19 protein-coding genes are annotated in these 22694 nt (G+C 62.6%); 7 read left to right on the top strand and 12 right to left on the bottom strand.

Going from position 1 to position 22694, the window contains the following annotated elements:
- The first annotated feature begins 2 nt into the window (after window positions 1-2).
- Both ACMV8A_RS08900 and ACMV8A_RS08895 read left to right on the top strand, forming a co-directional pair.
- Window positions 3-572 (top strand): BON domain-containing protein, encoded by a 570-nt coding sequence (locus tag ACMV8A_RS08900; RefSeq protein ID WP_495325420.1) that lies wholly within the window; start codon window positions 3-5, stop codon window positions 570-572.
- Between the two features lie 7 nt (window positions 573-579).
- Window positions 580-1977, top strand: a complete 1398-nt coding sequence (locus ACMV8A_RS08895) for an FAD-binding oxidoreductase (RefSeq protein ID WP_495325419.1) — start codon at window positions 580-582, stop codon at window positions 1975-1977.
- 25 nt (window positions 1978-2002) lie between these two features.
- Here the strand turns inward: ACMV8A_RS08895 and ACMV8A_RS08890 are convergent, their stop codons facing one another.
- The 6 genes from ACMV8A_RS08890 to ACMV8A_RS08865 form a co-directional block, all read right to left on the bottom strand.
- Window positions 2003-2374, bottom strand: coding sequence for a ClpXP protease specificity-enhancing factor (locus ACMV8A_RS08890; protein WP_495325418.1), 372 nt, complete (start codon window positions 2372-2374; stop codon window positions 2003-2005).
- Window positions 2375-2456: 82 nt separating this feature from the next.
- Window positions 2457-3080 (bottom strand): glutathione S-transferase N-terminal domain-containing protein, encoded by a 624-nt coding sequence (locus ACMV8A_RS08885; RefSeq protein WP_495325417.1) that lies wholly within the window; start codon window positions 3078-3080, stop codon window positions 2457-2459.
- A gap of 118 nt (window positions 3081-3198) precedes the next feature.
- On the bottom strand, window positions 3199-3939 hold the full coding sequence (locus ACMV8A_RS08880; RefSeq protein WP_495325416.1) for a cytochrome c1: 741 nt from the start codon (window positions 3937-3939) through the stop codon (window positions 3199-3201).
- Complete coding sequence (locus tag ACMV8A_RS08875; RefSeq protein WP_495325415.1) at window positions 3936-5165, bottom strand: cytochrome b; 1230 nt, start codon at window positions 5163-5165, stop codon at window positions 3936-3938. Before ACMV8A_RS08875 ends, ACMV8A_RS08880 begins: the two co-directional genes overlap by 4 nt.
- Window positions 5166-5167: 2 nt before the next feature.
- Window positions 5168-5767, bottom strand: a complete 600-nt coding sequence (gene petA, locus ACMV8A_RS08870) for a ubiquinol-cytochrome c reductase iron-sulfur subunit (protein WP_495325414.1) — start codon at window positions 5765-5767, stop codon at window positions 5168-5170.
- A gap of 234 nt (window positions 5768-6001) precedes the next feature.
- Window positions 6002-6760 carry a Nif3-like dinuclear metal center hexameric protein gene (locus ACMV8A_RS08865; RefSeq protein ID WP_495325413.1) on the bottom strand — a complete coding sequence of 253 codons (759 nt, stop codon included), beginning with the start codon at window positions 6758-6760 and terminating at the stop codon, window positions 6002-6004.
- A 66-nt stretch (window positions 6761-6826) separates the two neighbouring features.
- Between ACMV8A_RS08865 and ACMV8A_RS08860 the strand changes: the two genes are divergently transcribed.
- Complete coding sequence (locus ACMV8A_RS08860; protein ID WP_495325412.1) at window positions 6827-7984, top strand: Do family serine endopeptidase; 1158 nt, start codon at window positions 6827-6829, stop codon at window positions 7982-7984.
- Between the two features lie 23 nt (window positions 7985-8007).
- On the opposite strand, the gene ACMV8A_RS08855 is transcribed toward ACMV8A_RS08860, so the two are convergent.
- Together ACMV8A_RS08855 and ACMV8A_RS08850 are read right to left on the bottom strand one after the other, a co-directional pair.
- The gene (locus ACMV8A_RS08855) at window positions 8008-8586 is read right to left on the bottom strand and encodes an arylesterase (RefSeq protein WP_495325411.1); all 579 of its coding nucleotides are present in this window, start codon (window positions 8584-8586) and stop codon (window positions 8008-8010) included.
- Window positions 8587-8985: 399 nt separating this feature from the next.
- Window positions 8986-9408: a DUF6524 family protein gene (locus ACMV8A_RS08850; protein WP_495325410.1), complete on the bottom strand. Its 423-nt coding sequence runs from the start codon at window positions 9406-9408 to the stop codon at window positions 8986-8988.
- A gap of 224 nt (window positions 9409-9632) precedes the next feature.
- On the opposite strand from ACMV8A_RS08850, the gene ACMV8A_RS08845 reads away from it, so the two are divergent.
- The 4 genes from ACMV8A_RS08845 to ACMV8A_RS08830 all read left to right on the top strand — a co-directional run bounded on the left by ACMV8A_RS08845 (window position 9633) and on the right by ACMV8A_RS08830 (window position 14439).
- On the top strand, window positions 9633-11201 hold the full coding sequence (locus tag ACMV8A_RS08845) for a methyl-accepting chemotaxis protein (protein WP_495325409.1): 1569 nt from the start codon (window positions 9633-9635) through the stop codon (window positions 11199-11201).
- A 42-nt stretch (window positions 11202-11243) separates the two neighbouring features.
- A complete protein-coding gene (locus ACMV8A_RS08840) occupies window positions 11244-11597 on the top strand; it encodes a hypothetical protein (RefSeq protein WP_495325408.1) in 354 nt (117 codons plus the stop codon).
- 127 nt (window positions 11598-11724) lie between these two features.
- On the top strand, window positions 11725-13650 hold the full coding sequence (locus ACMV8A_RS08835) for a transglycosylase SLT domain-containing protein (RefSeq protein WP_495325407.1): 1926 nt from the start codon (window positions 11725-11727) through the stop codon (window positions 13648-13650).
- Window positions 13651-13857: 207 nt separating this feature from the next.
- Window positions 13858-14439 (top strand): rhodanese-like domain-containing protein, encoded by a 582-nt coding sequence (locus tag ACMV8A_RS08830; RefSeq protein WP_495325406.1) that lies wholly within the window; start codon window positions 13858-13860, stop codon window positions 14437-14439.
- Window positions 14440-14524: 85 nt separating this feature from the next.
- On the opposite strand, the gene ACMV8A_RS08825 is transcribed toward ACMV8A_RS08830, so the two are convergent.
- The 4 genes from ACMV8A_RS08825 to pdhA form a co-directional block, all read right to left on the bottom strand.
- Window positions 14525-16993, bottom strand: a complete 2469-nt coding sequence (locus ACMV8A_RS08825) for a bacteriohemerythrin (RefSeq protein WP_495325405.1) — start codon at window positions 16991-16993, stop codon at window positions 14525-14527.
- 335 nt (window positions 16994-17328) lie between these two features.
- Window positions 17329-20382, bottom strand: coding sequence for an FAD-dependent oxidoreductase (locus ACMV8A_RS08820; RefSeq protein ID WP_495325404.1), 3054 nt, complete (start codon window positions 20380-20382; stop codon window positions 17329-17331).
- A gap of 142 nt (window positions 20383-20524) precedes the next feature.
- The gene (locus tag ACMV8A_RS08815) at window positions 20525-21505 is read right to left on the bottom strand and encodes an alpha-ketoacid dehydrogenase subunit beta (protein ID WP_495325403.1); all 981 of its coding nucleotides are present in this window, start codon (window positions 21503-21505) and stop codon (window positions 20525-20527) included.
- A 1-nt stretch (window position 21506) separates the two neighbouring features.
- The gene (gene pdhA, locus ACMV8A_RS08810; protein WP_495325402.1) at window positions 21507-22499 is read right to left on the bottom strand and encodes a pyruvate dehydrogenase (acetyl-transferring) E1 component subunit alpha; all 993 of its coding nucleotides are present in this window, start codon (window positions 22497-22499) and stop codon (window positions 21507-21509) included.
- Window positions 22500-22694: the final 195 nt, after the last annotated feature.

The raw sequence follows: 22694 nt of genomic DNA, 5'->3' as shown, positions 1-22694 counted from the left end.
AGATGAAATACCTGCTGACAGTCACGGCCCTCGTCGCCCTGTTGCAGGGCTGCGCACCGGTCATCGTCGGCGGCGCGGCGGTGGGCGCCGTCGCAGTGGCCGACGATCAGCGCACCGCCGGCACCATCATCGACGATCAAAGTATCGAGCTGAAGATCGGCAAGGCCATCGACAATGTCATCGAACTGCGCGAGCAGACCCATGTCAACGTCACCAGTTTCAACGGCGTGGTGCTACTTTCCGGCGAGGCCAGCACTGCAGCGCAGCGCGAGCAGATCGAGAAACTGGCGCGTGAAACCGTCAAGGTGCGCCACGTCGTCAATGAAATAGTCATCGGCCCCGCCACCTCCTTTGCCAGCCGCTCCCGCGACAGTTGGATCACCACCAAGGTGAAGTCGCAGCTATTTGGCGCCGGTGATGTGGCCGGCAACCAGATCAAGGTGGTGACCGAGGCGCAGACCGTCTACCTGATGGGGCTGGTGTCACGCCGCGAAGGTGACCGCGCCGCCGGTATCGCGCGCCATACCGCCAGCGTGAAGCGTGTGGTCAAGTTGTTCGAGTACACCGATTGACACCTCCTTGAACCACGCCCCCCCCCTTCCCGCGGCATTCCTCGCCGCCCTCCAGACCCTGCTCGGCACCGACGGCCTCGTCACCGCGCCGGACGAGCGCTGGACCTACGGCTACGACAACAGCCGCCGCCATGCCCTGCCCGACGTGGTGGTGCGTCCGCTCGATCACGCCCAGGTACATGCCGTACTGAAACTGTGCAACGAGCACGGCATTCCGCTGGTGGCGCGCGGCTACGGCACCGCCACCACCGGCGCCGCCGTGCCGCTCAGCGGCGGCGTGGTACTGTCACTGGAGCGCATGAACCGCATTCTGTCCATCGACCCGGCCAATCGCCTGATGGTGGTGGAACCCGGGGTCACCAACCAGGCGGTGCAAGACGCGGCGGCGGCGCACGGTTTCTTCTGGCCACCCGATCCCACCAGTGCCGCCGTGTGCAGCGTGGGCGGCAACCTGGCCTGCAATGCCGCTGGGCCACGCGCCGTGAAATACGGCACGCCGCGCGAGAACGTGCTCGGCCTGCGCGCCGTCACCGGCGGCGGCGTCGAACTGCGTACCGGTGTGCATACCACCAAGGGCGTGGTCGGTTACGACCTCACCCGTCTGCTCATCGGTTCGGAGGGCACCCTCGCGGTGATCACCGAGGCCACCCTCAAGCTCACACCACTGCCGCAGGCACGACGCACCCTGCAGGCTATTTATCGCGACATGCGCAGCGCCGCCGAGGCGATTTCGCGCATCATGGCCCAGCCGGTGGTACCCTGCGCCCTGGAGTTCATGGACGCCAAGGCCATCGAGATGATTCGCGGCTATGCCGGCGACGTGCTGCCGGCCCATGCCGGCTCGCTGCTGATGATCGAGGTGGACGGTCCGGGCGCCTGTCTGGACGAGGCGGCGCAGGCCTTGATCGATGCTGCCAACGGCCCGGGCTGTCTGGAGGTCATCGAGGCGCGCACCGCCGAGGAAGTGGCGGCGCTGTGGAAGACACGCAAGGCACTGTCACCAGCACTGCGCACGGTGGCGCCGAAGAAGATCAATGAGGATGTGGTGGTGCCGGTATCGCACATGCCGGAACTGATCGAAGGACTGGGTGAACTGGCCGAGCGCTATAGCATCACCATCGTCAATTTCGGCCATGCCGGCAACGGCAACATCCACGTCAACCTGCTGGCCAACCCGGATGACCCGGCAGAGATGGAGCGTGCCCGCTTGTGCCTGTCGGAAGTGTTCGATCTGGTATTGCGCCTCGACGGCACCCTCTCCGGCGAACACGGCATCGGCGTGGAGAAGCGTGATTTCGTCAGCCGCGAGATCGATCCGGCCACCCTGGCGCTGATGTACGCCATCAAGGCCCAGTTCGACCCCAAAGGCATCCTCAACCCCGGCAAGAAACTGCCGCCGGTATAAAAAATGTCAGCCGCAGAGACGCGGCTTACTTCACCACACGCAGGGCCGGCTTCTTGCCGCCTTCGGGCTCACTCGGCGGCGGGGTTTCTTCCTCTTCTGCGAACACCATGCCGCGCCCATTCTCCCGGGCATAGATCGCCTGCACCGCGCCAATGGGAACGACGATGTGGTTGGGCACGCCACCGAAACGAGCGCTGAATCCTACCGCCTCGTTCTCGATGGCCAGCCCCTGCACCGCAAAGGGGCCGATGTTGAGCACAATCTTGCCGTTCTCGACGAACTGTTGCGGCACGCTGGTTCCGGGGTAAGCGGCATCGACCAGGATGTGCGGGGTCATCTCATTGTCGACAATCCATTCGTACAGGGCGCGGATCAGATAGGGGCGGCTGGAAGTCATCGCTCTCATCAAGTGGTAGGAGCCCGGTGCTGCGGGCGACGGTATTTGAACAGGAGACATGGGCAAGCCGGGGCCTGCCAGCCTATCTCATCTCTTTTTCGGCTTCGCTCAGGCTGGCCCTGAAAGCACCGCGGCGAAACAGGCGCTCGGAGTAGGCGGTAAGCGCCGTCGCCTGGCGCGGCAGTTCGATCCCCAGCAGCGGCAACCGCCACAGCAAGGGCAGCAGGGCACAGTCGACCAGGGAAAACTCATCGCTCAGGAAGTACGGCTTGGCGGCGAAGGCCGGCACCGAGGCGATCAGATTATCGCGCAGGTCCTTGCGCGCCTTGGTGGCCTGCTTTTCGGTGCCGTGCAATATCACGTCGGCGTGGGCGTACAAGTCACGCTGGATTCGGTGCAGCATCAAGCGAAAGGTGGCACGGGACACCGGGTCCACCGGCATCAGCGGCGGATGGGGAAAACGTTCGTCCAGGTACTCCATGATGATGATAGAGTCGTAGAGGGCGAGGTCGCGGTCCACCAGGGTGGGCACCTCGTTGTAGGGATTCAGCTCGATGAGGTCTTCCATGCGATCGCCCGGCCTGACATCGACCAGATCGAAGTCGATACCCTTCTCGGCCAGCACAATACGTACACGGTGGCTGTACATGTCGCTTGCGCCGGAGAACAGCATCATGGCTGCACGTCTGTTGGCAATCACCGCCATGTCCGTCTCTCCCTTTGCAAAAAAACAGAGGGGCATTGCCCCCCTGTTGGTGTCGCTGGTCCCAGCGGAGGCCTGGCTATTCTAGCACAGCCCCCCTGCGCGGCCGGTCAGGCCTGGATCAGTGAATGTCCTTCCAGTATTCCTTCTTCAGCAGGTAGGCCAGCACGAAGAAGAAGGCCAGGAAGATCAGCACCTTGACGCCCAGCTCCTGACGCTTCACGGCAATGGGCTCGCCCATGTAGACCAGGAAGTTGACCAGGTCGCCCACCGCGGCATCGTACTCGACCGGACTCATGGAGCCAGCCTTGACCAGTTCATAACCGGTGATATTGGTCTTGCTGCTGCCGTCCGCCGCCGTGGTGGTGGTGAACACCGCCTTCTGCATGCCCTGCAGTTCCCACAGCACGTGCGGCATGCCGACGTCCGGGAACACAGCATTGTTCACACCAAACGGCTTCTTGTCGTCGATGTAGAAGGTGCGCATGTAGGTGTACAGCCAGTCGGCACCACGGGCACGGGCGATGACCGACAGGTCGGGCGGTGGATTGCCGAACCAACCCTTGGCGTCCTTGGCCGCCATGGCGATGGTCATGGTGTCGCCCACCTTGTCAGTGCCAAACATCAGGTTGGCCTTCAGCTGCTCGTCGCTGATCCCCAGATCGGCACCCATGCGGTTGAAACGCATGTACTGGGCCGAGTGGCAACTCAGGCAGTAGTTGACGAACATCTGGGCGCCACGCTGCAGCGAGGCCTGGTCATGCAGGTTGACCGGAGCCTTGTCCAGATGCACACCGGCACCGGCAGCCAGGGCAAAGGCCGGCAGGGCTGCCATTACAAAAGCAATTACCAACTTTTTCATTCTGTCACCCTCTCCGGAACCGGCTTGGTCTTGTCGATCTTGCTGTACCACGGCATCAGGAAGAAGAACGCGAAGTACAGTGCTGTGAAGATCTGCGCCAGCAGCGTCTTGGTCGGTGTGGAAGCCTGTACGCCCAGCCAGCCCAGCACCACGAAGGAGATCACGAAGATGGTGATGGCAATCTTGAACAGCGGTCCCTTGTAACGAATGGACTTCACCGGGCTGCGATCCAGCCAGGGCAGCACGAACAGCACCGCGATGGCACCGAACATCACCACCACACCGGGGAACTGCGAACCGAACATGGGCGGAATGGCGCGCAGCATGGCGTAGAACGGGGTGAAGTACCACACCGGAGCGATGTGCTCAGGAGTCTTCAGCGGATTGGCCGGTTCAAAGTTGGGGTGCTCGATGAAGAAGCCGCCCATCTCCGGCGCGAAGAACAGCACCGCCGAGAACAGGAACAGGAAGCCGATCACGCCGACGATATCCTTCACCGTGTAGTACGGGTGGAACGGGATGCCATCGCGCGGAATACCATTCTCGTCCTTGTTCTTCTTGATCTCGATACCGTCCGGGTTGTTGGAACCCACGGCGTGCAGGGCCACGATGTGCAGGAACACCAGGGCAGCCAGGATGAACGGCAGCAGGAAGTGGAAGGCAAAGAAGCGGTTCAAAGTCGCGTCAGAGATGACGTAGTCACCACGCACCCACACCGACAGCTCCTCACCGACGAAGGGCACGGCAGCGAACAGGTTGACGATGACCTGGGCACCCCAGAACGACATCTGACCCCACGGCAACAGGTAGCCAAAGAAGGCGGTGGCCATCATCACCAGATAGATGATCACGCCGATGATCCACAGCAGCTCGCGCGGCTTGCGATAGGAACCGTAGATCAGGCCGCGGAACATGTGCAGATAGATGACGATGAAGAAGGCCGACGCACCGGTGGAGTGCATGTAGCGGATCAGCCAGCCATAGTCCACGTCGCGCATGATGTATTCGACGGAACCGAAGGCCAGCCCGGCATCGGGCTTGTAGCTCATCGCCAGCCAGACACCGGTGAGGATCTGCATCACCAGCACCAGCAGGGCCAGGGAACCGAAGAAGTACCAGAAGTTGAAATTCTTCGGCGCATAGTACTTGGAAAGATGGGCTTCCCAGGTCTCGGTCGCGGGGAAGCGCTCATCCACCCACGCCATGAATTTTTTCATCGTGCTCATGGTTACGCAGCGCCTCCATCTTCACCAACCAGGATACGGGTGTCGCTCAGATACTTGTACGGCGGCACCACCAGGTTCGACGGCGCCGGTACACCGGAGTAGACACGGCCGGCGAGGTCGAAACGGGAACCATGGCAGGGGCAGAAGAAGCCGCCCTTCCAGTCCGGACCGCCCAGGTCGGCAGCGCCGATGTCGGGACGGTAGGTGGGAGAGCAACCCAGGTGGGTGCAGATACCGACCAGCACGGCATATTCCGGCTTGATCGAGCGGTGCACGTTCTTGGCATATCCCGGCTGCTGCGCGGTGTTATCGGAAGCGGGGTCGAGCAGGTGGCCTTCCACCGACGGCAGGTCGTTCAGATTCTGCTCGGTGCGGCGCACGATCCATACCGGCTTGCCACGCCATTCCACGGTCATCATCTGGCCGGGCTCCAGTTTGCTTACGTCCGCCTCAACCGGCGCGCCAGCAGCCTTGGCTTTCTCGCTGGGCTGCATGGACAGGACGAAGGGGGTCAGGGCATACACGGCTCCCACACCGCCGACCACCGAGGTGGCCGCCGTCAGGAACCGGCGCCGACCCTTATCAACGCCTTCAGTGCTCATCAATACTCTCTCCCGAAGTCAGGCAAAAAAACAAAAACCCGGGACACGGCCTGATGCTGCTGACGGCCGCGACCGTACCGGGCAAACGCTAAAAAAACCGTCTTGGTGCGATTCGAAATACCTTCCTTCCCTACCCCATTAGTAAGTCGGAAGATACCTATAGAGAATTAGCCGCGTAGTTTCGTACAAAGACCCGCGCCGGGTCAAGGAAAGAACGGCCCGGATTGAGCGGTTTCAAACCGGATTGTCGATGTCGATAAATTCATGATCAATGGCAAATTTCCGAGCTAAATGCTCACCTAAAGCCTGCACCCCGTAGCGCTCGGTGGCATGGTGACCGGCGGCGAAGTAATCGACGCCCAGCTCACGCGCGATGTGTACCGTCTGCTCCGACACCTCCCCGCTGATGAAGCCGTCCAGCCCCAGGGCCGCCGCCTGCTCGATCCAGCCCTGAGCTGCGCCGCTGCACCAGCCCAGCCGCCGCAGTGGGCGCTCGCCACCGCGCACATGCAACGGCACCCTGCCCAGCCGGCGGCTGATATGGGCGGCCAGTTCGGTGCCGGACAGGGGCTGCGGCAAGGCACCATAGAGGGCGATGCCGCCCCCCGGCCCCTTGCCGAACCGCCCCTCGGCGGTCAGCCCCAGCACCTGACCGAGCCGGGCGTTGTTGCCCAGGTCGGGGTGACCGTCCAGCGGCAGGTGGTAGGCCAGCAGACTGATGTCATTGGCCAGCAAGGCCTTCAGCCGCCGCTGCTTCATGCCCACCACCCGGGCATCCTCGCCGTTCCAGAACCAGCCGTGGTGCACCAGCAGGGCATCGGCACCGCGGGCGGTGGCCGCCTCGATCAGGGCCAGGCTGGCGGTGACACCGCTGACCAGGCGGCGCACCTCCCCCCGCCCCTCCACCTGCAGGCCATTGGGACAGTGGTCCTGGTAATCGTCCACCTGCAGCAGATTGTTGCTCCAGGTCACAAGCTCGTTCAGTCGCACCATGCCGTGCCTCTGCAATTACGCTAAAATCGCCGCCTCTAGTCCAACGCCTGGCGCGGGAACCCCTGCATGAAGCTCTACCGGCCCATCGTCTTTCTGTTCCAGTCCGTCACCATCGGCCTGGCCATCGCCTTTCTGGTCCTGGTATGGAAACCGGACCTGCTCGACAACGGCCGGAAGGTGGTGGCCTTCATCGAGAGCAGCCCGGGCGCGCGCCCGGCGCCGGCCTCCGGCCCCGTATCCTACGCAGACGCCGTGGAGTTTGCAGCCCCGGCGGTGGTGAACATCTTCACCCGCAAGACCGTCACCACGCGCAGCCCGCTGTTCGACGATCCGCTGTTCCGCCACTTCTTCGGCGACCGCTTCGGCGAAGTGCCGCGCAGCCGTCAGGAAACCAGCCTCGGCTCCGGCGTCATCGTCAGCCAGCAGGGTTACATCCTCACCAACAACCACGTGGTGGCCGAGGCCGACGAGATCGAAGTGGCCCTGCGCGACGGCCGCACCACCCGCGGCAAGGTGGTCGGCACCGATCCGGAAACCGACCTCGCCGTCATCAAGGTGGAACTGGGCGATCTGCCCGCCATCACCCTGGGCGACTCCGAGCAACTGCGCGTGGGCGACGTAGTGCTGGCCATCGGCAATCCGTTCGGCGTCGGCCAGACCGTGACCCTGGGCATCGTCAGCGCCACCGGCCGCAGCCAGCTCGGCATCAGCACCTTCGAGAATTTCATCCAGACCGACGCCGCCATCAACCCCGGCAACTCCGGCGGCGCGCTGATCAACGCCGGCGGCGAGATGGTCGGCATCAACACCGCCATCTTCTCCCGCACCGGCGGTTCGCAGGGTATCGGCTTCGCCATCCCGGTGAGCCTGGCGCGCGGCGTCATGCAGCAGATCATCGAACAGGGCCGCGTCAGCCGCGGCTGGCTGGGCGTGGAAATTCAGGATCTGACCCCGGCCCTGGCCGAATCCTTCGGCCTCAGCGAGCAGCGCGGCATCATCATTGCCGGCGTGCTCAAGCGTGGCCCTGCCGACCGCGCCGGCCTGCAACCGGGCGACGTCATACTGGAGATCAACGGCAACCCCGTGCGTGATGTGCGCTCCGCCCTCAACGTCATCACCCAAACCAAGCCCGGCCACCGCATCAAGGTCAAGGGCATGCGCAACAAGAAGACCTTCGACCTGGAGGCCGAAGTGGCCGAACGGCCGGCACAGAGTGCGGAATAAACAGCTGCGCTGACAGCGGGCGACTACAATGCACCGCTCGCCAACAGTTTCTTGTGGATGGCCTCGGCAATCAAACGATAGCCGGCGGCATTAGGATGGATCGGATCGGCCTTGAGATCGCGGTTAGCGAGTACGGCGGGAATTATCTTGGCCTCCAGCGGCAGCTCCAACCGTTCGGCCAACTCCTGATACAGCGGCGCACTTTCCAGGCCGAGGATCGCAGGGCGCGGTATGCCGAGCAGTAACACAGGCACGCCCTGTGCACGACTGATCAGCACCATCTGCTCCAGATTCTGCATCACCTCCGCCATAGGCTTGTTGCGCAACATGTCGTTGCCGCCCAGCCCAAGAATCAGTAGTTGCGGCTGATGCTCTTCGAGGGTATCGGCAAGCCGTTCCAACCCGCCGGCCGTCATCTCCCCCGGCACACCGGCATTGATGACCCGCCGGCCGGCCAGCTGCTGCAATACCGCGGGATAACTCTGCTCCGCCGCCGCACCGGTACCGTAAGTCAGACTGTCGCCGAAGGCCAGGATCACAGCGTCGTCGGGCAGAAACGGTAATTGCGGTTCGCGGCTGCACGCGGCCAATACGCACAACATTACCGCCAAACAGCACAGTCGACCGATAGAACCGTTCACTGCCACGCGAGGTCGCATCATGCCGGCGCCACTGGCTCTGTAGGTTCGTGACACACCCGGTGCCCCCATGACAGGTATCACTGCAACCAGCAGACCCAATGAATGGCGCAACAACCAAAAGAAAGATGAAAGCATCGCTGCCCCTGTCAATCAAATGGTTGAGAGTGCGGTATTTACCCTGCACGAATCACTACGACAGGCGTACATACGATGAGCAATGAGGCCCTGCTCGCACTCAGGATGTGTTTCTTGATCTGATCCAGTACGGCAACAGTGCCAACTCGATCAGCCGCTATGACGACGCCACCGCTGACCACACTTACGTGGCGCGAAGACAAGTACCACAGCACTCAGTCCCGCTCAGTCCTCGACGTCATCCACATCGGCCTGGCCGGACAGACGGCGCCGGATATGGGACCAGGACATTCCGGTCGCCAGCACGATGGCAATCACCAGCAATATCAGCCAGGTAATGGCGTCGGCGCTGTCGGCGGGAACGATGCCGATGTCCACCACCAGCCAAATGAGCGTACCGAAGAAGGCGGTTGCCAGAAGCACCCCGAAGGCACCGAGCGACCGCCCGGTTGCGCCCAGATAAACCACCCAGCCGATGAGCAGGGCGATGCCGGCCAAGGCCTTGAGCAGGCTGAAGGCTGGCAGTTCCTCGATGACCCAGTTCAGATAGGAATGGCCCGAGGGGTTGTAGGTGGCGAAGGTAATGACCATGGCGCCAAGCAGGCGGAGCAGAAAACCAACCCAGGTGAACTCCTTGACTACGGCCATCGTGTGTCCCTCCGTTGTTCAGACTGAATCGGCTCCAGAATATAGGATCTCGACTCGGCCCCCCAGTCTCTCATCACTTCACTCCCTGGAAGAAATGACCTTACGCAACCAGGGAAATAGCCCAGCAAAACAGTAGTGATTAAGCCCGGAAAAACGGTATGCTTACGTCAAACAGGGATAAGGCCGCATGGACGTAGGCGTCATAAAACACCACGGGGAGAGCCATGCGTACCAATCTGCCAGTCACCACCACGGCGGTGGAGGTGGCGGAGCAGGATAACATCCTGTCCACCACCGATCTGAAAGGCCGCATCACCTACGTCAACCAGGACTTCGTCCGCATCAGCGGTTACCCGTCCAACGAACTGCTCGGTGAGCCGCACAATCTGGTGCGCCATCCCGACATGCCACCCGCCGCATTTGCAGACCTGTGGCAACACCTCAAGGCGGGCAAGTCGTGGATGGGCCTGGTAAAGAACCGCTGCAAGAATGGGGACTATTACTGGGTCGATGCCTTTGCCACCCCCATCACCGCCAGTGGCAAGACCGTCGAATATCAATCGGTACGCACCAAACCCAACCCCGAACACGTCAAACGCGCCGAACGCATCTACCGCCTGTTACGCGGCGGCAAAACTCTAAAACTCCGCACTCTCGGCCTGTATCACCGCCTGTTGCTGGCCTTCGCCCTGGCGCTGCTGCCACCGGCGGTGGCAGGCTTTGTTGCCGGTGTGCCCGGCACCATCCTCGTCGCCCTGGGCATCTCGCTGTTGCTCGGCGCCGCCGGCACGCTCACCGTACTGCGTCCGCTGGACACGGCGGTCAAAGAGGCGCGCGCTGTGTACCACCACCCGCTGATGCAGCAGATCTACACCGGTGACAACACCGAAGTGGGGCAGATCCGGCTCGCCCTGAAAACGGCAAAGACGGAAATCTGCGCCGTGGCCGGACGCATGGACGATGCCGCACTGCAGATGGAGCAGACCGCCGAGCACCTGGCGGCCTCGGTTCTGCTCACGCGCCAGGGCATCAGCCATCAGGACGAGCAGACCACCCATGTCGCCACCGCGTTGGAGGAGTTGACGTCCACGTCGCAAGAGGTGGCGCGCAATACCCAGCAGGCCGCCAGCGCCGCCCAGGCGGCCAGCGATGCGGCAGCCGCCGGCCGGCAAGTGGTCGAACGCAGCGTCGCAACCATCCGCAAGCTGGCGGAGGATGTGGAGCGCTCGGCCCAGGTGATACAGCGTCTGGAACAAGACAGTGTCTCCATCGGCAAGGTGGTGGATGTGATCCGCGGTATTGCCGAGCAGACCAATCTGCTGGCGCTGAATGCCGCCATTGAGGCGGCGCGGGCCGGCGAACAGGGCCGCGGCTTCGCGGTGGTCGCCGACGAAGTGCGCACCCTGGCCAACCGCACGCAAAACTCGACGCAGGAAATCCAGACCATGATCCAGAGTCTGCAGCATGCGGCCCACGAAGCTGTCACCGTGATGGAGGCCGGTCGCGGCAACGCCCACGCCAGCGTCGAACAGGCCGCGGCTACCGGTACGGCGCTGAACGACATCTCCGCCGCCGTGCAGACCATCAACGACATGAACACCCAGATCGCCTCTGCCGCAGAGGAACAAAGCCAGGTGGCCGGAGAAATCACCGGCAACGTCGCCACCATCGCCGAGGTGAACGAACTCACCGTGGACAGCATGAATGACACCGCCGCCATGTCTGAGCGCATCTCCAACATGGCACGTGAAATGAAGCTGATCGCGGCGCAGTTCCGCGAGCGGGTAGTGTAAGCTGGGCGGTAATCGTCCCAGGCCACCACTGCGTAAAACACCATGTCCCCGAACCCTGCCCGCTTCACCGCACTTTGCGCCATGCCGCTGCTGCTCGTCCTGGCCGGCTGCTCACCCCACCCTGCCGCCGGGGTGTGGGCCGCCGCCGCAGACAACGGCTTCAACCGGCTGGAGGTCACTTACGAAGGCCGTGCCCTGCTCTACACCGCCGGTGAGGACAAGGCGGGACGCCACTGCTTCTGGGGCGGTGAAAGCGCCCAGGCCATCGCCCTGACCTGCAAACCGGCATTCAATACGGAACTCGAGGAGCGTTATCGCCTGACCCTCGATGCCGACGGCACGGCGCGGCTCATGCAGGACGACCAGGTGATGGCGCATCTGTTGCGGCAGAAATAGCCGCCATGATTACCCGCGCAACCGCGGCGCACGGCTAGCAAGCAGGCCGCCGGAATTGATTGCCGAATAGCGCCGGTTAGACTGTACACTAGGGATATCCCCGGATGGGACAGCCGACGAGAGAACCATGCCTCCGCTTCGCATTCTGATCACTGCCATCGTGGCACTGCTCTGCGCCAGCCCCGCAGCAGCGGATGATTGGGCGCGGCAGCGGCAGGATTTTCTCGAGGCGCGCGCCGCCCTCGCCAGGGGCGACGGGGCACGTTTCGACAAACTGAGTGCGGAACTGCGCGACTACCCGCTGCATCCCTATCTCGTGGCCTGGCAAATGGGGCGGCAACGCGTGCTCGCCCCAAACCAGGTGCGCGAATTTCTCGACCGCCATGGTCATACCCCGTTCACCCTGCCGGTGCGCGAGCAGTGGCTGCGCCAGCTGGCCCATGCCGGGCACTGGAACGAATACCTGGCCGACTACCGGCCGAGCAGCCGCGGCGAACTGCGCTGCAACTACCACTACGCCCAGTTGCGCAGTGGCGATGCCGACGCCGCCTGGGCGGGCGCCCGCGTACTGTGGCTCAGCGCCAATCGTCAGGAGGCCACCTGCAACCGCCTGTTCGAGGCTTGGGAGAAGGCAGGCGGCCTGACCGCCGAGCTGCGCCGCCAGCGTCTCGACCTGATCCTGCGCAGCGGCAATATGGCCTTCGCCAAACAGGTCGTCGCTGGCCTGCCCGAGGCCGAACGCGGCCGCGTCGCGCTGTGGGAGAAGATTCATCACTATCCCGCGCTCGTCTCCAGCGAAGAGCGCCTGCAGAACGACAGCGCCGACAACCGCGACATCATCATCTACGGCCTGCAGCGTCTGGCGCGGCGTGATGTGCAGGAGGCCATCCGGCTGTGGCGCCGGGTGGAGAGTCGCTATGACTTCACCTCGCCGCAGCGCGCCGACCTCCTCAATGCGATCGCTCTGCGTCTGGCGCTGCGTGGAGAGGCCGGCGCCCTCGACTGGTACCAGCAAATACCCGAAACCGCGGTGGACAACAATGTGCGCCAGTTTGCCATCCGCGCCGCCCTGCGCCACCAGCGCTGGCAGGATGCACTGGACGCGCTGCGCACGTTGCCGGACGAGGAGCAGGTGAGCGAGGAGTGGCAATACTGGACTGCGCGCAGCCTGGAGGCGCTGGGCGATAAAGACGCCGCACTGGCGCACTATCATGCCATCGCCGACAGCAGCACCTACTATGGTTTTCTCGCCGCCGACCGCCTCGACCTGGGCTATAACCTGAACCACGCCCCACTCAGCGTCGACGACCTCACGCTGAGTACGCTGCAGCAGCACCCGGCGATACGGCGCGCCTACGAATTCCTGCAACTCAACCTCGTGGCCGAGGCGCGGCAGGAATGGGAAAACGCCATTGCCGCCATGCCGCCGGGCGAACGCCTCGCCGCCGGCAAGCTGGCAAACCGCTGGGGCTGGCATGACCGCGCCGCCCTCACCCTGGCCAAGGCCGATCACTTCGGCGACCTGGAGATCCGCTTTCCCCTCGCCTACAGCGAAGTGATGCTGAAGGAGGCCGAGAGCAACACACTGGACCCGGCCTGGGTCATGGCAGTGGCGCGCCAGGAAAGCGTCATGATGCCCGATGCCCGTTCCCCTGCGGGTGCCCTCGGCCTGATGCAGCTGATGCCGGCCACCGGCAAGAAACTTGCCCAGCAGATGAAGAGCGGCATCAGCGATCTGCAACAACTGCTGCACCCCGAAACCAACATCCGCCTTGGCAGCTACTACCTGCGCCAGCTCTACCGCCAGTTCGACGGCCACAAGGCCCTCGCCACCGCCGCCTACAACGCCGGGCCCTCGCGCGTGCGGCAGTGGACCCCGACGGAACGCATCGAGGCCGACATCTGGATCGACACCATTCCCTACGCCGAAACACGCCAATACGTGCGCCGCGTCCTCGCCTACAGCGTGTTCTATGACCAGCGCCTGGACAAACCGGTGATCCGACTGCGTGAGCGCATGCCGGCGGTGCAAAGAGAAGTGACCAAGGGCTGACTTCAGCCCCCGCTCCAAGCGGAGCCAGCGCAACATTTCCCAGCCATTCGCTCAACTACATTGCTGCCCGCGTGCAGCGATAACACCTGCCGTATCCCCGTAATGTGCATAAGCGCACACCCGTGGCTCGCATCGGTGTGCGACAGTTCGGCCCGGCCCTGAGGCCAAACGGAACGCTGTCTGCTACCTCTCAAAGGAGTGTCAACAATGAAGAAAATGTTTCTGCTGCTGCTTTTGACTCTTTTCGCTGTCCAAACCTGGGCTGCTGTGGATGCCGCCACTGTGCCGGAAATCAAACGCACCCCACAGAATCTCTATCTCACCGCACAAGAGGCCTACGACATGGTGCAGAAGGCTCCCGCAGATGTGTTGTTCGTGGACATCCGCACCCAGGGGGAAGTGGAATTCCTCGGCATGCCGACCCACGCCGACGCCAACATCCCCTTCGTGATCCAGAACACCGCCGGTTGGGACGAGAAAAAAAACGTCTTCGCCAAGGTGCCGAACCCCGGGTTTGAGTCCGCCGTCGCCGCCCTGCTGCAAGCGAAGGGGCTTTCCAAGACCTCGCCCATCATCCTGATGTGCCGCTCCGGCGACCGCAGCGCCAAGGCCGCCGCCCTGCTGCACAAAAGCGGCTACACCAACGTCCACTCCATGGTCGACGGATTCGAAGGTGACGCCATCGCCAGCGGCGCACAGAAAGGACTGCGGATGATCAACGGCTGGAAGAACGCCGGCCTGCCCTGGACCTATGCGCTGGACAAATCGAAGATGTATCTCGGCCAATAAGGCTTGAGCACTGCCGCCAAAGAAGGCACCCTGCGGGGTGCCTTCTTCTTGGGTGGATGGAATCAGAACAATATGCTGAATGCAACTAGTGCACACCCTTGATGTTGAGGTGCGGACCATAGCCGCGATCAGACACCTTGATATGCTGGGTCAGCCAATCGACAAGGAAGCTAAGCAACTCATTCAATATGCTGGTATCGCCGCTTTCATAGCGCGCCAGAAATCCCCTGACCTGTTCCGAGAGCCGCTTGTGGCCCGCCTGGTGCTCAGCGAAGTCTGGATAACCTGTTTCACGCATCATCTTTTCCTCATAGGCAAAGTGATGTTCGGTGTAATCAATCAGTCCTTTCAGTACACGACCGAGTATGCCGGCGCCGCGGCGCATGGCCATCTCGTGGTGCAATTCGTTGACCAGTTCCACCAGACGTTGATGCTGACGATCAATTTCTTCTACGCCAACCCGGAATGATTCATCCCACACGAAGAGCACGTCCTGGGCCATGCGTCGGCGCTCCTCTGCCACGGCAGCCTCATCGATATGGAAGCGATTGAGCAACAGATTCATTTCCGAGGTCAGTGCAGTAACCTTGGCGCTGGCAGCGGTCGACTCCTGCGCCGTAAGCGCGGTTTTTTCCGCCAAACCGGACAGATTGATAATGTTGCGGTTAATCTCTTCGGACACCGCGCCTTGCTGTGTAGAGGCCGTAGCCACCTGGGTATTCATGGCGTTGATTTTGACTACCGCGGCAGAAATCTCATGGAACGCCGCGCCAGCAGCACGCACCTTTTCGACACCCCCGCTCGCATACTGCGCCCCCCGCCCCATCACCTCGACCGCTTCACGGGCGCCATTTTGCAGACGCACAATCATCTCCTGGATTTCCAGGGTGGATTCCCTGGTCTTGTGGGCAAGGGCACGCACCTCATCGGCGACGACCGCAAAACCACGCCCTTGTTCACCGGCCCGTGCCGCTTCGATGGCGGCATTCAGCGCCAGCAGGTTGGTCTGATCCGCCACGCCACGAATCACCTCGAGAACCCGACTCACTTCCTGGTTATCTTTATCCAGTTTGGTGATCACGTCGGCGGCCTGACGAACTTCCACATCAAGACGATCTATGGCCTTGATCGCTTCGTCGACAACAACCTTGCCTTGCGCAGCGGCCAATTCCGCGTCCTGTGCCGCGTCTGCCGCATCCGAGGTGTTGCGCATCACCTCCTGCACCGCAGCCGCCATTTGGTTGATGGCCGTCGCCACCTGTTCGACCTCGCGCATCTGGTTGTCCACACCGTCGGCCGTCTGCTGTGACACCCTGAACATATTCTGCGACACATTGGACAGGTGATCATTGGACTGACGCACAGCATACAGTGCCGTGTTGAGGCTATCGCCCACGGCATTCACCGAGGCCGCGATTTGGGCTGTTTCGTCTTGCGTCTTGACTTCAAGGCGCGCTGTCAGATCCCCATCAGCCAGACGTTCCGCGGTGACATGCAAGCGTCCAATGGTTTCTGTCAACGCCAGATAGAGCCCCGTTAGCAGATAGATGACCATGAATAAAATCGTGGCCACGCCGATATAGGCAAACCATTCCATGCGGGTTCCAGCCGCACCGCGCTGGGCTAGCAACTCATCGAGCAGCGGCAACGCCGTGTCGAACAGCACCAGAGAATCATTAATGGCCGTGGTGCCTGCGGTAAAATATTCGGCGGCGCTTATCTTGATGGCCGCGGCATTGAGCACATCCACCTCTGTCAGGCGAAGGAAAGCCTCTGCCGCAGCGATGGCCTTATCACTTTGCGTCTGTAACCGCGGCGCCAGTTCCGGCGCTACTTCAAAGATACGCCCCATTTCCGAGGAGACCGTAGCGTGCGCAGCACGGATCTTCTCGCGCAGCAACGATAGACGCAGCCGCGCCTCCGGACTCACCGATTTCTCCGCCACCACGCCCGCACCAAAGCCGCGGGCCTGGCCGATATTTTCCACTAACGAAGGAAGTCCCTCGGTGAGCGTATTGACCAGGTTGTGGGTCGTGAGTATGGGATCGAGGACAAGCTGAGAACGCTCGCCGACCATGGTAATGGTATGGATAACGGCAGCGATGAACTCGGTATGGCGCAGAAACGCCACGTCAGCGTCCAGCTCAAAGGCCTGCTGCTCCAGACGACCCCAGATCGATTCAAGACTGCGCGCCTGCTCATGGATACCCAATCTTTGATGTTGCGCGACCGCGCTCTTCAGCTGCGCAAAATCAGCGGCAATCGTCCTACGCTCCGCAACGATCCGGTCTCGAAATGAGGCATCACCGCGCAGATAGGCATTGGTCATGCCGCGGTGTTGTGCCACATGCTGGAGCAGACCGCGCAGCGGCACGATCAACGCTATGCCGCTACGCTCGTTCTCGATTTGATGGTTGTCACGCTGTATGTCCGAGATGACCTTATATCCCAAGAGAAACATCGGGATCATGGCAACCGCCAACACGATGGCGAATTTGCCCCTAAAACCAAATCGGTTCATCAAGGCAATGGCAGGTATGAAGATGGCACGCATGGTTATGTCTCTAGCCCATTTATTGTCCTACGAATCGCATGGAATCAACCGGCGACCAGTAGCCTTATATATTCAACCTGCAAAAAGAGCGGTAATTGTCAGTATTTGAAACGTGGTGATTTCGTACCGTACCGGAACGCGCCAGCCGGATGTATACCACTTTGATGGTACTTAACATGAGGTATCACGTTACCAGCGATGCAATATCAACGCTGATGCTGCCGAGCGATGTCACTCAGGCATTCACCGACACGAGCAATTGAAAACGGCGGCCATTGGCCGCCGTTTGCAGTCATTCCACCCTCCCTCATGCAGCAGGGAGGAAATCGCAGGAGCTAACCTGTCTTTTTGGCCTTGCTCCGGCGCAACCGCGACAGCAGCCGCCGCGCCAGCTCGCCGAACAGTTCGGTCTGCGTCGGGTGCGGATGGATGGCCGCGCCGACCTGTTCCAGGGTCATCTCGCCGCTGACCATCATTACCGCCTCGCCGATCAGAGTGTCGGTGTGGTCGGCGAGCAGGTGGACGCCGATGATCTTGTTCGTCGCCTTGTCAGCGACGATCTTGATCAAACCGTGGGGCTCGCCGGTGATCATCGCCTTGGCATCGACGCTCATGGGCACCTTGACCTCGGCGGCGTCGATACCCCGCGCCTTGGCCTGGTCCATGGACAGACCGACGAAACCGGCCTCGGGGCGGGTGAAGATGACGCCGGAGTCCTTGGCCTCATCGTAGCTCATGTCCTCGCCCAGGATGGTGGCGGCGGCGACGCGGCCCTGCTGGCCGGCGGTGTGGGCCAGCATGTAGCCACCGATGACATCGCCCACGGCGAAGATGTGTGGCACGCTGGTGCGGCAGCGCTTGTCGGCCTTGATGACGCCGTTCTCCACGACGACGCCGGCGTTGTCCAGCTTGAGCGGCTCCAGCACCGGGCGCTTGCCGGTGGCCATGATGACGTAGTCGCACTTGTAGCGCTGTTCGCCCGCTGCGGTTTCATACACCAGCGTCATGGCGCCGGCCTTGCCCTTGACCGCCTTGGTGGCGGCATTGGTGACGATGGTCAGGCGCGGGTCGTTCTCCAGCACGGCGATGAGGGTCCTGGCGATCTCCGGCTCCACTTCCGCCAGCACCCGTTCATGGCGCTCCAGCAGCAGCACCTCGCTGCCGAAGTCCTGGAAGATCTGCGCCATCTCCATGCCGATGGCGCCGCCGCCGACGATGCCGAGGCGCTTCGGTACCTTGGGCAGGGACCAGACGGTGTCGGAGGTGAGCACGCCGCCGGTGGCGATGCCCTCGCGCGCACCGGGGATCGGCGGCACGAAGGGCGGCGCGCCGGTGGCGATGACGGCGCAGCCGAAGGTGATGTGGCGGCCGGCGCTGCCATCGCCCAGCGGCGTGCGCTGGTGCGGATCCTTGCTGTTGGCGGAGGTGTCGACGAAGACGCGATGCTCGGTTTCAAACGAGGCAAAGCCCTGAATGACGTCGATGCGCACGCCCTTGTCGGTGTTGAGAGCCATCTTGCCGCGTTCTTCCAGCACGTTGCGACGGTGCTGCTCCAGCTTGTCCCAATCCAGTTTCGCCTTGTTGGTGCCGATCACGCCGAGGAGTTCGTCGTGGGCGCGATCGCGCATGCGATCGGCGGCGGCGCGCCAGGCCTTGGAGGGGATGCAGCCGCGCCACAGGCATTCGCCGCCGGGGAAGGGGGCGTCGTTGATCATCGCCACCTTGAGGCCGTGGCCGGCGAGATCACGGGCGCAGTCTTCACCGCCGGGGCCGCCGCCGATGACAACCACGTCGTAATCCCAGTTGCCGTCCGGAATGGCCGGCCCCATCGGTCCCATCCACTCTTCCGGTTGTTCGATCTTCGCCTTCAGCGTATTGAGAAACAGCGCCACCTCGGCGCCGTTCACCACGCGGTGATCGGCGGTGATGGTAAGCGGCATGCCCTCGGGACCGGCGGCGGCGATGGCGAGGATCGCGGCGGTGCCCGGTGTGGGGATGGCGTCAAAATACGAAACGCCGAGCATGCCCATGTTAGACACCATGAAGGTGGGGTTGGCGTACTCTTCCGGCGCGAGGCGACGCTTACGCGCGCGCTCCAGCAAACCCTTCCAGGCCTCGTGCAATTCTTCCAGCGGGCGCGCTTCGCAATGCCGCAGTACCGGCACCACCAGGCCGCCGCCGTCGGCGGAGACGGCCATGCCGATATCCACCTGGCTGCGCTCCACCAGCTTGTCCACCGGCTGGTAGGCCCAGTTCATGCTCGGATGATTCTTGATCGCCTCGGCGCAGGCCTTGGCGATCGCCACCGTCACCGACACACCCTTTTTCTTTGCCGCCTTGAGCAGGGCTTCCTGCTTCGCGTTGATGGTGACGCGGAAGGTGGGCATGGTGAGCGAGGCAGTCATCGAGTGGGCGACGGCCTTTTCCATCGCCGTCATGGGGCGGCCGTGGCCGGGCACCTGGATCTCCGGCATCACATGCGCGGGGACCGCCTGGGCCACCTCGGTGGGGCGCTCCACCGGCTGGGCACGGCGCACGTCCGCGGCAGTGATCTCGCCGCTGGGTCCGCTGCCCTTGAGGTTGTTCAGATTGACGTAGAGCGAGGCGGCCAGCTTGCGTGCCAGCGGCGTGGCGGCCTTGTTGGACGGACGCGGCGCCGGTTGTACACCGGCGGCCAGCGCGGGTTGCGACGCGGGCGCGCTGCTCACGGCGGGCGTCGGCGCGGCAGCCACCTTCGCCGCCGCAGGTCGGGCGGCGACGGCGGCGGTATCGCGCACCACCTGCTCGGCCTGCTCCACCAGATAGGCCATGGGGTGGCCGACATGCACAGTGGAATCCACCGCCACCATCGGGCCGGACAGATAGCCGTCGCGGAACACCTCGACATCCATGATCGCCTTGTCGGTTTCCACCGTGGCCACCACATCGCCGCGGCTGATCTTGTCACCCGGCTGCTTCTCCCAGCTCACCACCACACCCTCGGTCATGGTGTCGGACAGCTGCGGCATCTTGATCACATGCACGCAACCGGCCGGCTCACCGGCCTTGGCGTCGGGACCGTGTTCCAGGTCCACCTTGCGCGGCACATCGCGCGCCGACGGTGGCGGCGCCTCGCCCACTTCACCATGGCGCGACACCAGTTCGACGCTGTCCACCAGAAAGCCGATGGGCTCGCCCACGTGCACGCTGGAATCGACGGACGCCAGCGGACCGGACAGAAACCCGTCGCGGAACACCTCGACGTCCATGATCGCCTTGTCGGTCTCCACCGTGGCGACGATGTCGCCACGGCTTACCTTGTCGCCGATCTTCTTTTCCCAGCTCACCACCACACCTTCGGTCATGGTGTCGGAAAGCTGGGGCATTTTTATGATGTACGGTTCGGACATGTTGTTACCCATAGCAACAAAAACATCTCACCGCAAAGGCGCAAAGAATGCAGAGGATAGAGCCGGTGAACACCAGTTCATGCCACACCACGATACTTCCACATTTCCTTTGCACCCTTCGCGCCGTTGCGGTGAATGAGGTTTACTTCCCGAGCATCTTCAGGACGGCGGCGACGACATCCTTGGCATTGGGAATCGACGCCTTCTCCAGCGTGTGGTTGAACGGCGTCGGCACCATCTTCGCCGATACGCGCACCGGGGCGGCGTCCAGTTCGAAGAAGCATTCCTCGTTGATGATCGCCATCACTTCGGCACCGACGCCCACCGGGGCCTCAGCCTCTTCCACGATCACCGCGCGATGGGTCTTGCTCACCGATTCGCGGATGCCGGCGCGGTCCAGCGGCGCCAGAGAGTAGAGATCAACCACCTCGGCCTCGATGCCGTGCTGCCTGGACAGTATCTCGGCGGCCTGCATCGACCAGTGCACGGAGATGTTGTAGCCGAACAGGGTGACATCGCGGCCCTGGCGCGTGACTTCGGAACCTTCCAGCGGGTGGAAGTATTCGCTGTCCGGCACCTCGCCCTTCATGTTGTACATCAGCTCGTGTTCGTTGATGAACACCGGGTCGTTGCAGCGCACCGCGCTCTTCAGCAGGCCGTAGGCCTGCTTGGGATTGGACGGCGTCACCACGCGCAGGCCGGCGATGCCCATGAACACCTTTTCCATACGCGCCGAGTGCTGCGCGCCGAGCTGGTGGGCGGTGCCGCCGGGGGAACGGATCACCACCGGCGCCTCCAGCTGGCCGCCGGACATGTAGCGTACCTTGGCGGCGGAGTTGAAGATCTGATCCATCGCCAGCCAGGCGAAGTTCACCGACATCAGTTCGATGATCGGGCGTACGCCGAGGAAGGAGGCGCCGATGCCGAGACCGGTGAAGCTGTTTTCAGAGATCGGCGTGTCGATGACGCGCTCCGGGCCGTACTTGTCGTACAGGCCCTTGGTGGCCTTGTAGGTGCCGCCGGCCACGCCAATGTCCTCACCCATGGCGATCACCAGCGGGTCGCGTGCCATCTCTTCATCGTGGGCGCGACGGATCGCTTCCCAATACATCATCTCGGCCATCTTAGCGCACGCCTCCCTTTACATAAGGATCATTTTCCGCCAGCACATATTTCTCCAGTTCCTCGACCTTCGGCTCCGGCGAATTCTCGGCGTAGGGAATGATCTCGTTCTCGATCTCGGCAAAGATGTCCTTGTCCATGGCCTGATATTCGTCCAGGGTGATCTCGCCAGCGGCGATCAGGCGATCGCGCAGGATGATGATCGGATCGCGCTTGCCCCACTCCTCCACCTCTTCCTTGCTGCGGTAGGCGCCGGAGTCGGACATGGAGTGGCCGCGGTAGCGGTAGGTACACAGCTCAAGGAAATATGGCCCCTGGCCGGAGCGCACGAAGTCCACGGCGATCTTGGCCGCGGCATACACCTGTTCGATGTCCTGGCCGTCGGCCTGGGCCGAGGTGATGCCATAGGAGCAGGCGCGCTTGTACTGATCGGTCACCGCAGTGGAGCGATGGGTGGCGGTGCCGATGCCGTACAGATTGTTCTCGCACACGAACAGCACCGGCAGGTTCCACACCGATGCCATATTGAGGGTCTCGTGGAAGGTGCCCTGATTGTTGGCGGCATCGCCCAGGAAACAGATGGAGATTTCGTCGCCGCCCTTCATCTTGATCGCCTTGGCCATGCCGGCGGCGAGCGGGAACGGGCCACCCACCAGGGCATAGCCGCCCATGAAGCGGTGCGCCACGTCGAAGATGTGCATGGAGCCGCCACGACCCTTGGAGCAGCCGGTTTCCTTGGCATACAGTTCGGCCATCACTGCCTTGGGGTCGGTGCCACATTTGATGGCGTGGATGTGGTCGCGGTAGCCGGTGATGACGTAGTCGTGGCCGGGGCGGGCCGCCTCCATCACACCGATGGCGCAGGCCTCCTGGCCGGGGTAGAGGTGCAGGAATCCGCCGATCTTGCGTTCGACGTAGGCCTCGTAGCAACGCTCTTCAAAGCGCCGCGCAAACAGCATTTCGCGCAGGACGCGTTTCTTATCTGCGGCGTTCATGGTGCTCCCTTGTCTGTTGGTGTTGCTTCAGGGTGTCGTGCCGGCAACGGGGTTGGCGCCGATACCTGCCGGGACGAAAGCCCGGTATCATCAGCGTTTCGCCGGGAACGGTCAAGTTGACTATAACGCTCGGAAATCAACAACCCCATGAATATTAAGCCAAAACTATATTTCTGGGGAAAAACAAATGCGGCG

This window comes from Sulfurivermis sp. (assembly GCF_059410345.1).
The sequence above is the reverse complement of the archived record's forward strand: the minus strand, read 5'-3'. Positions and strand labels throughout refer to the sequence as shown.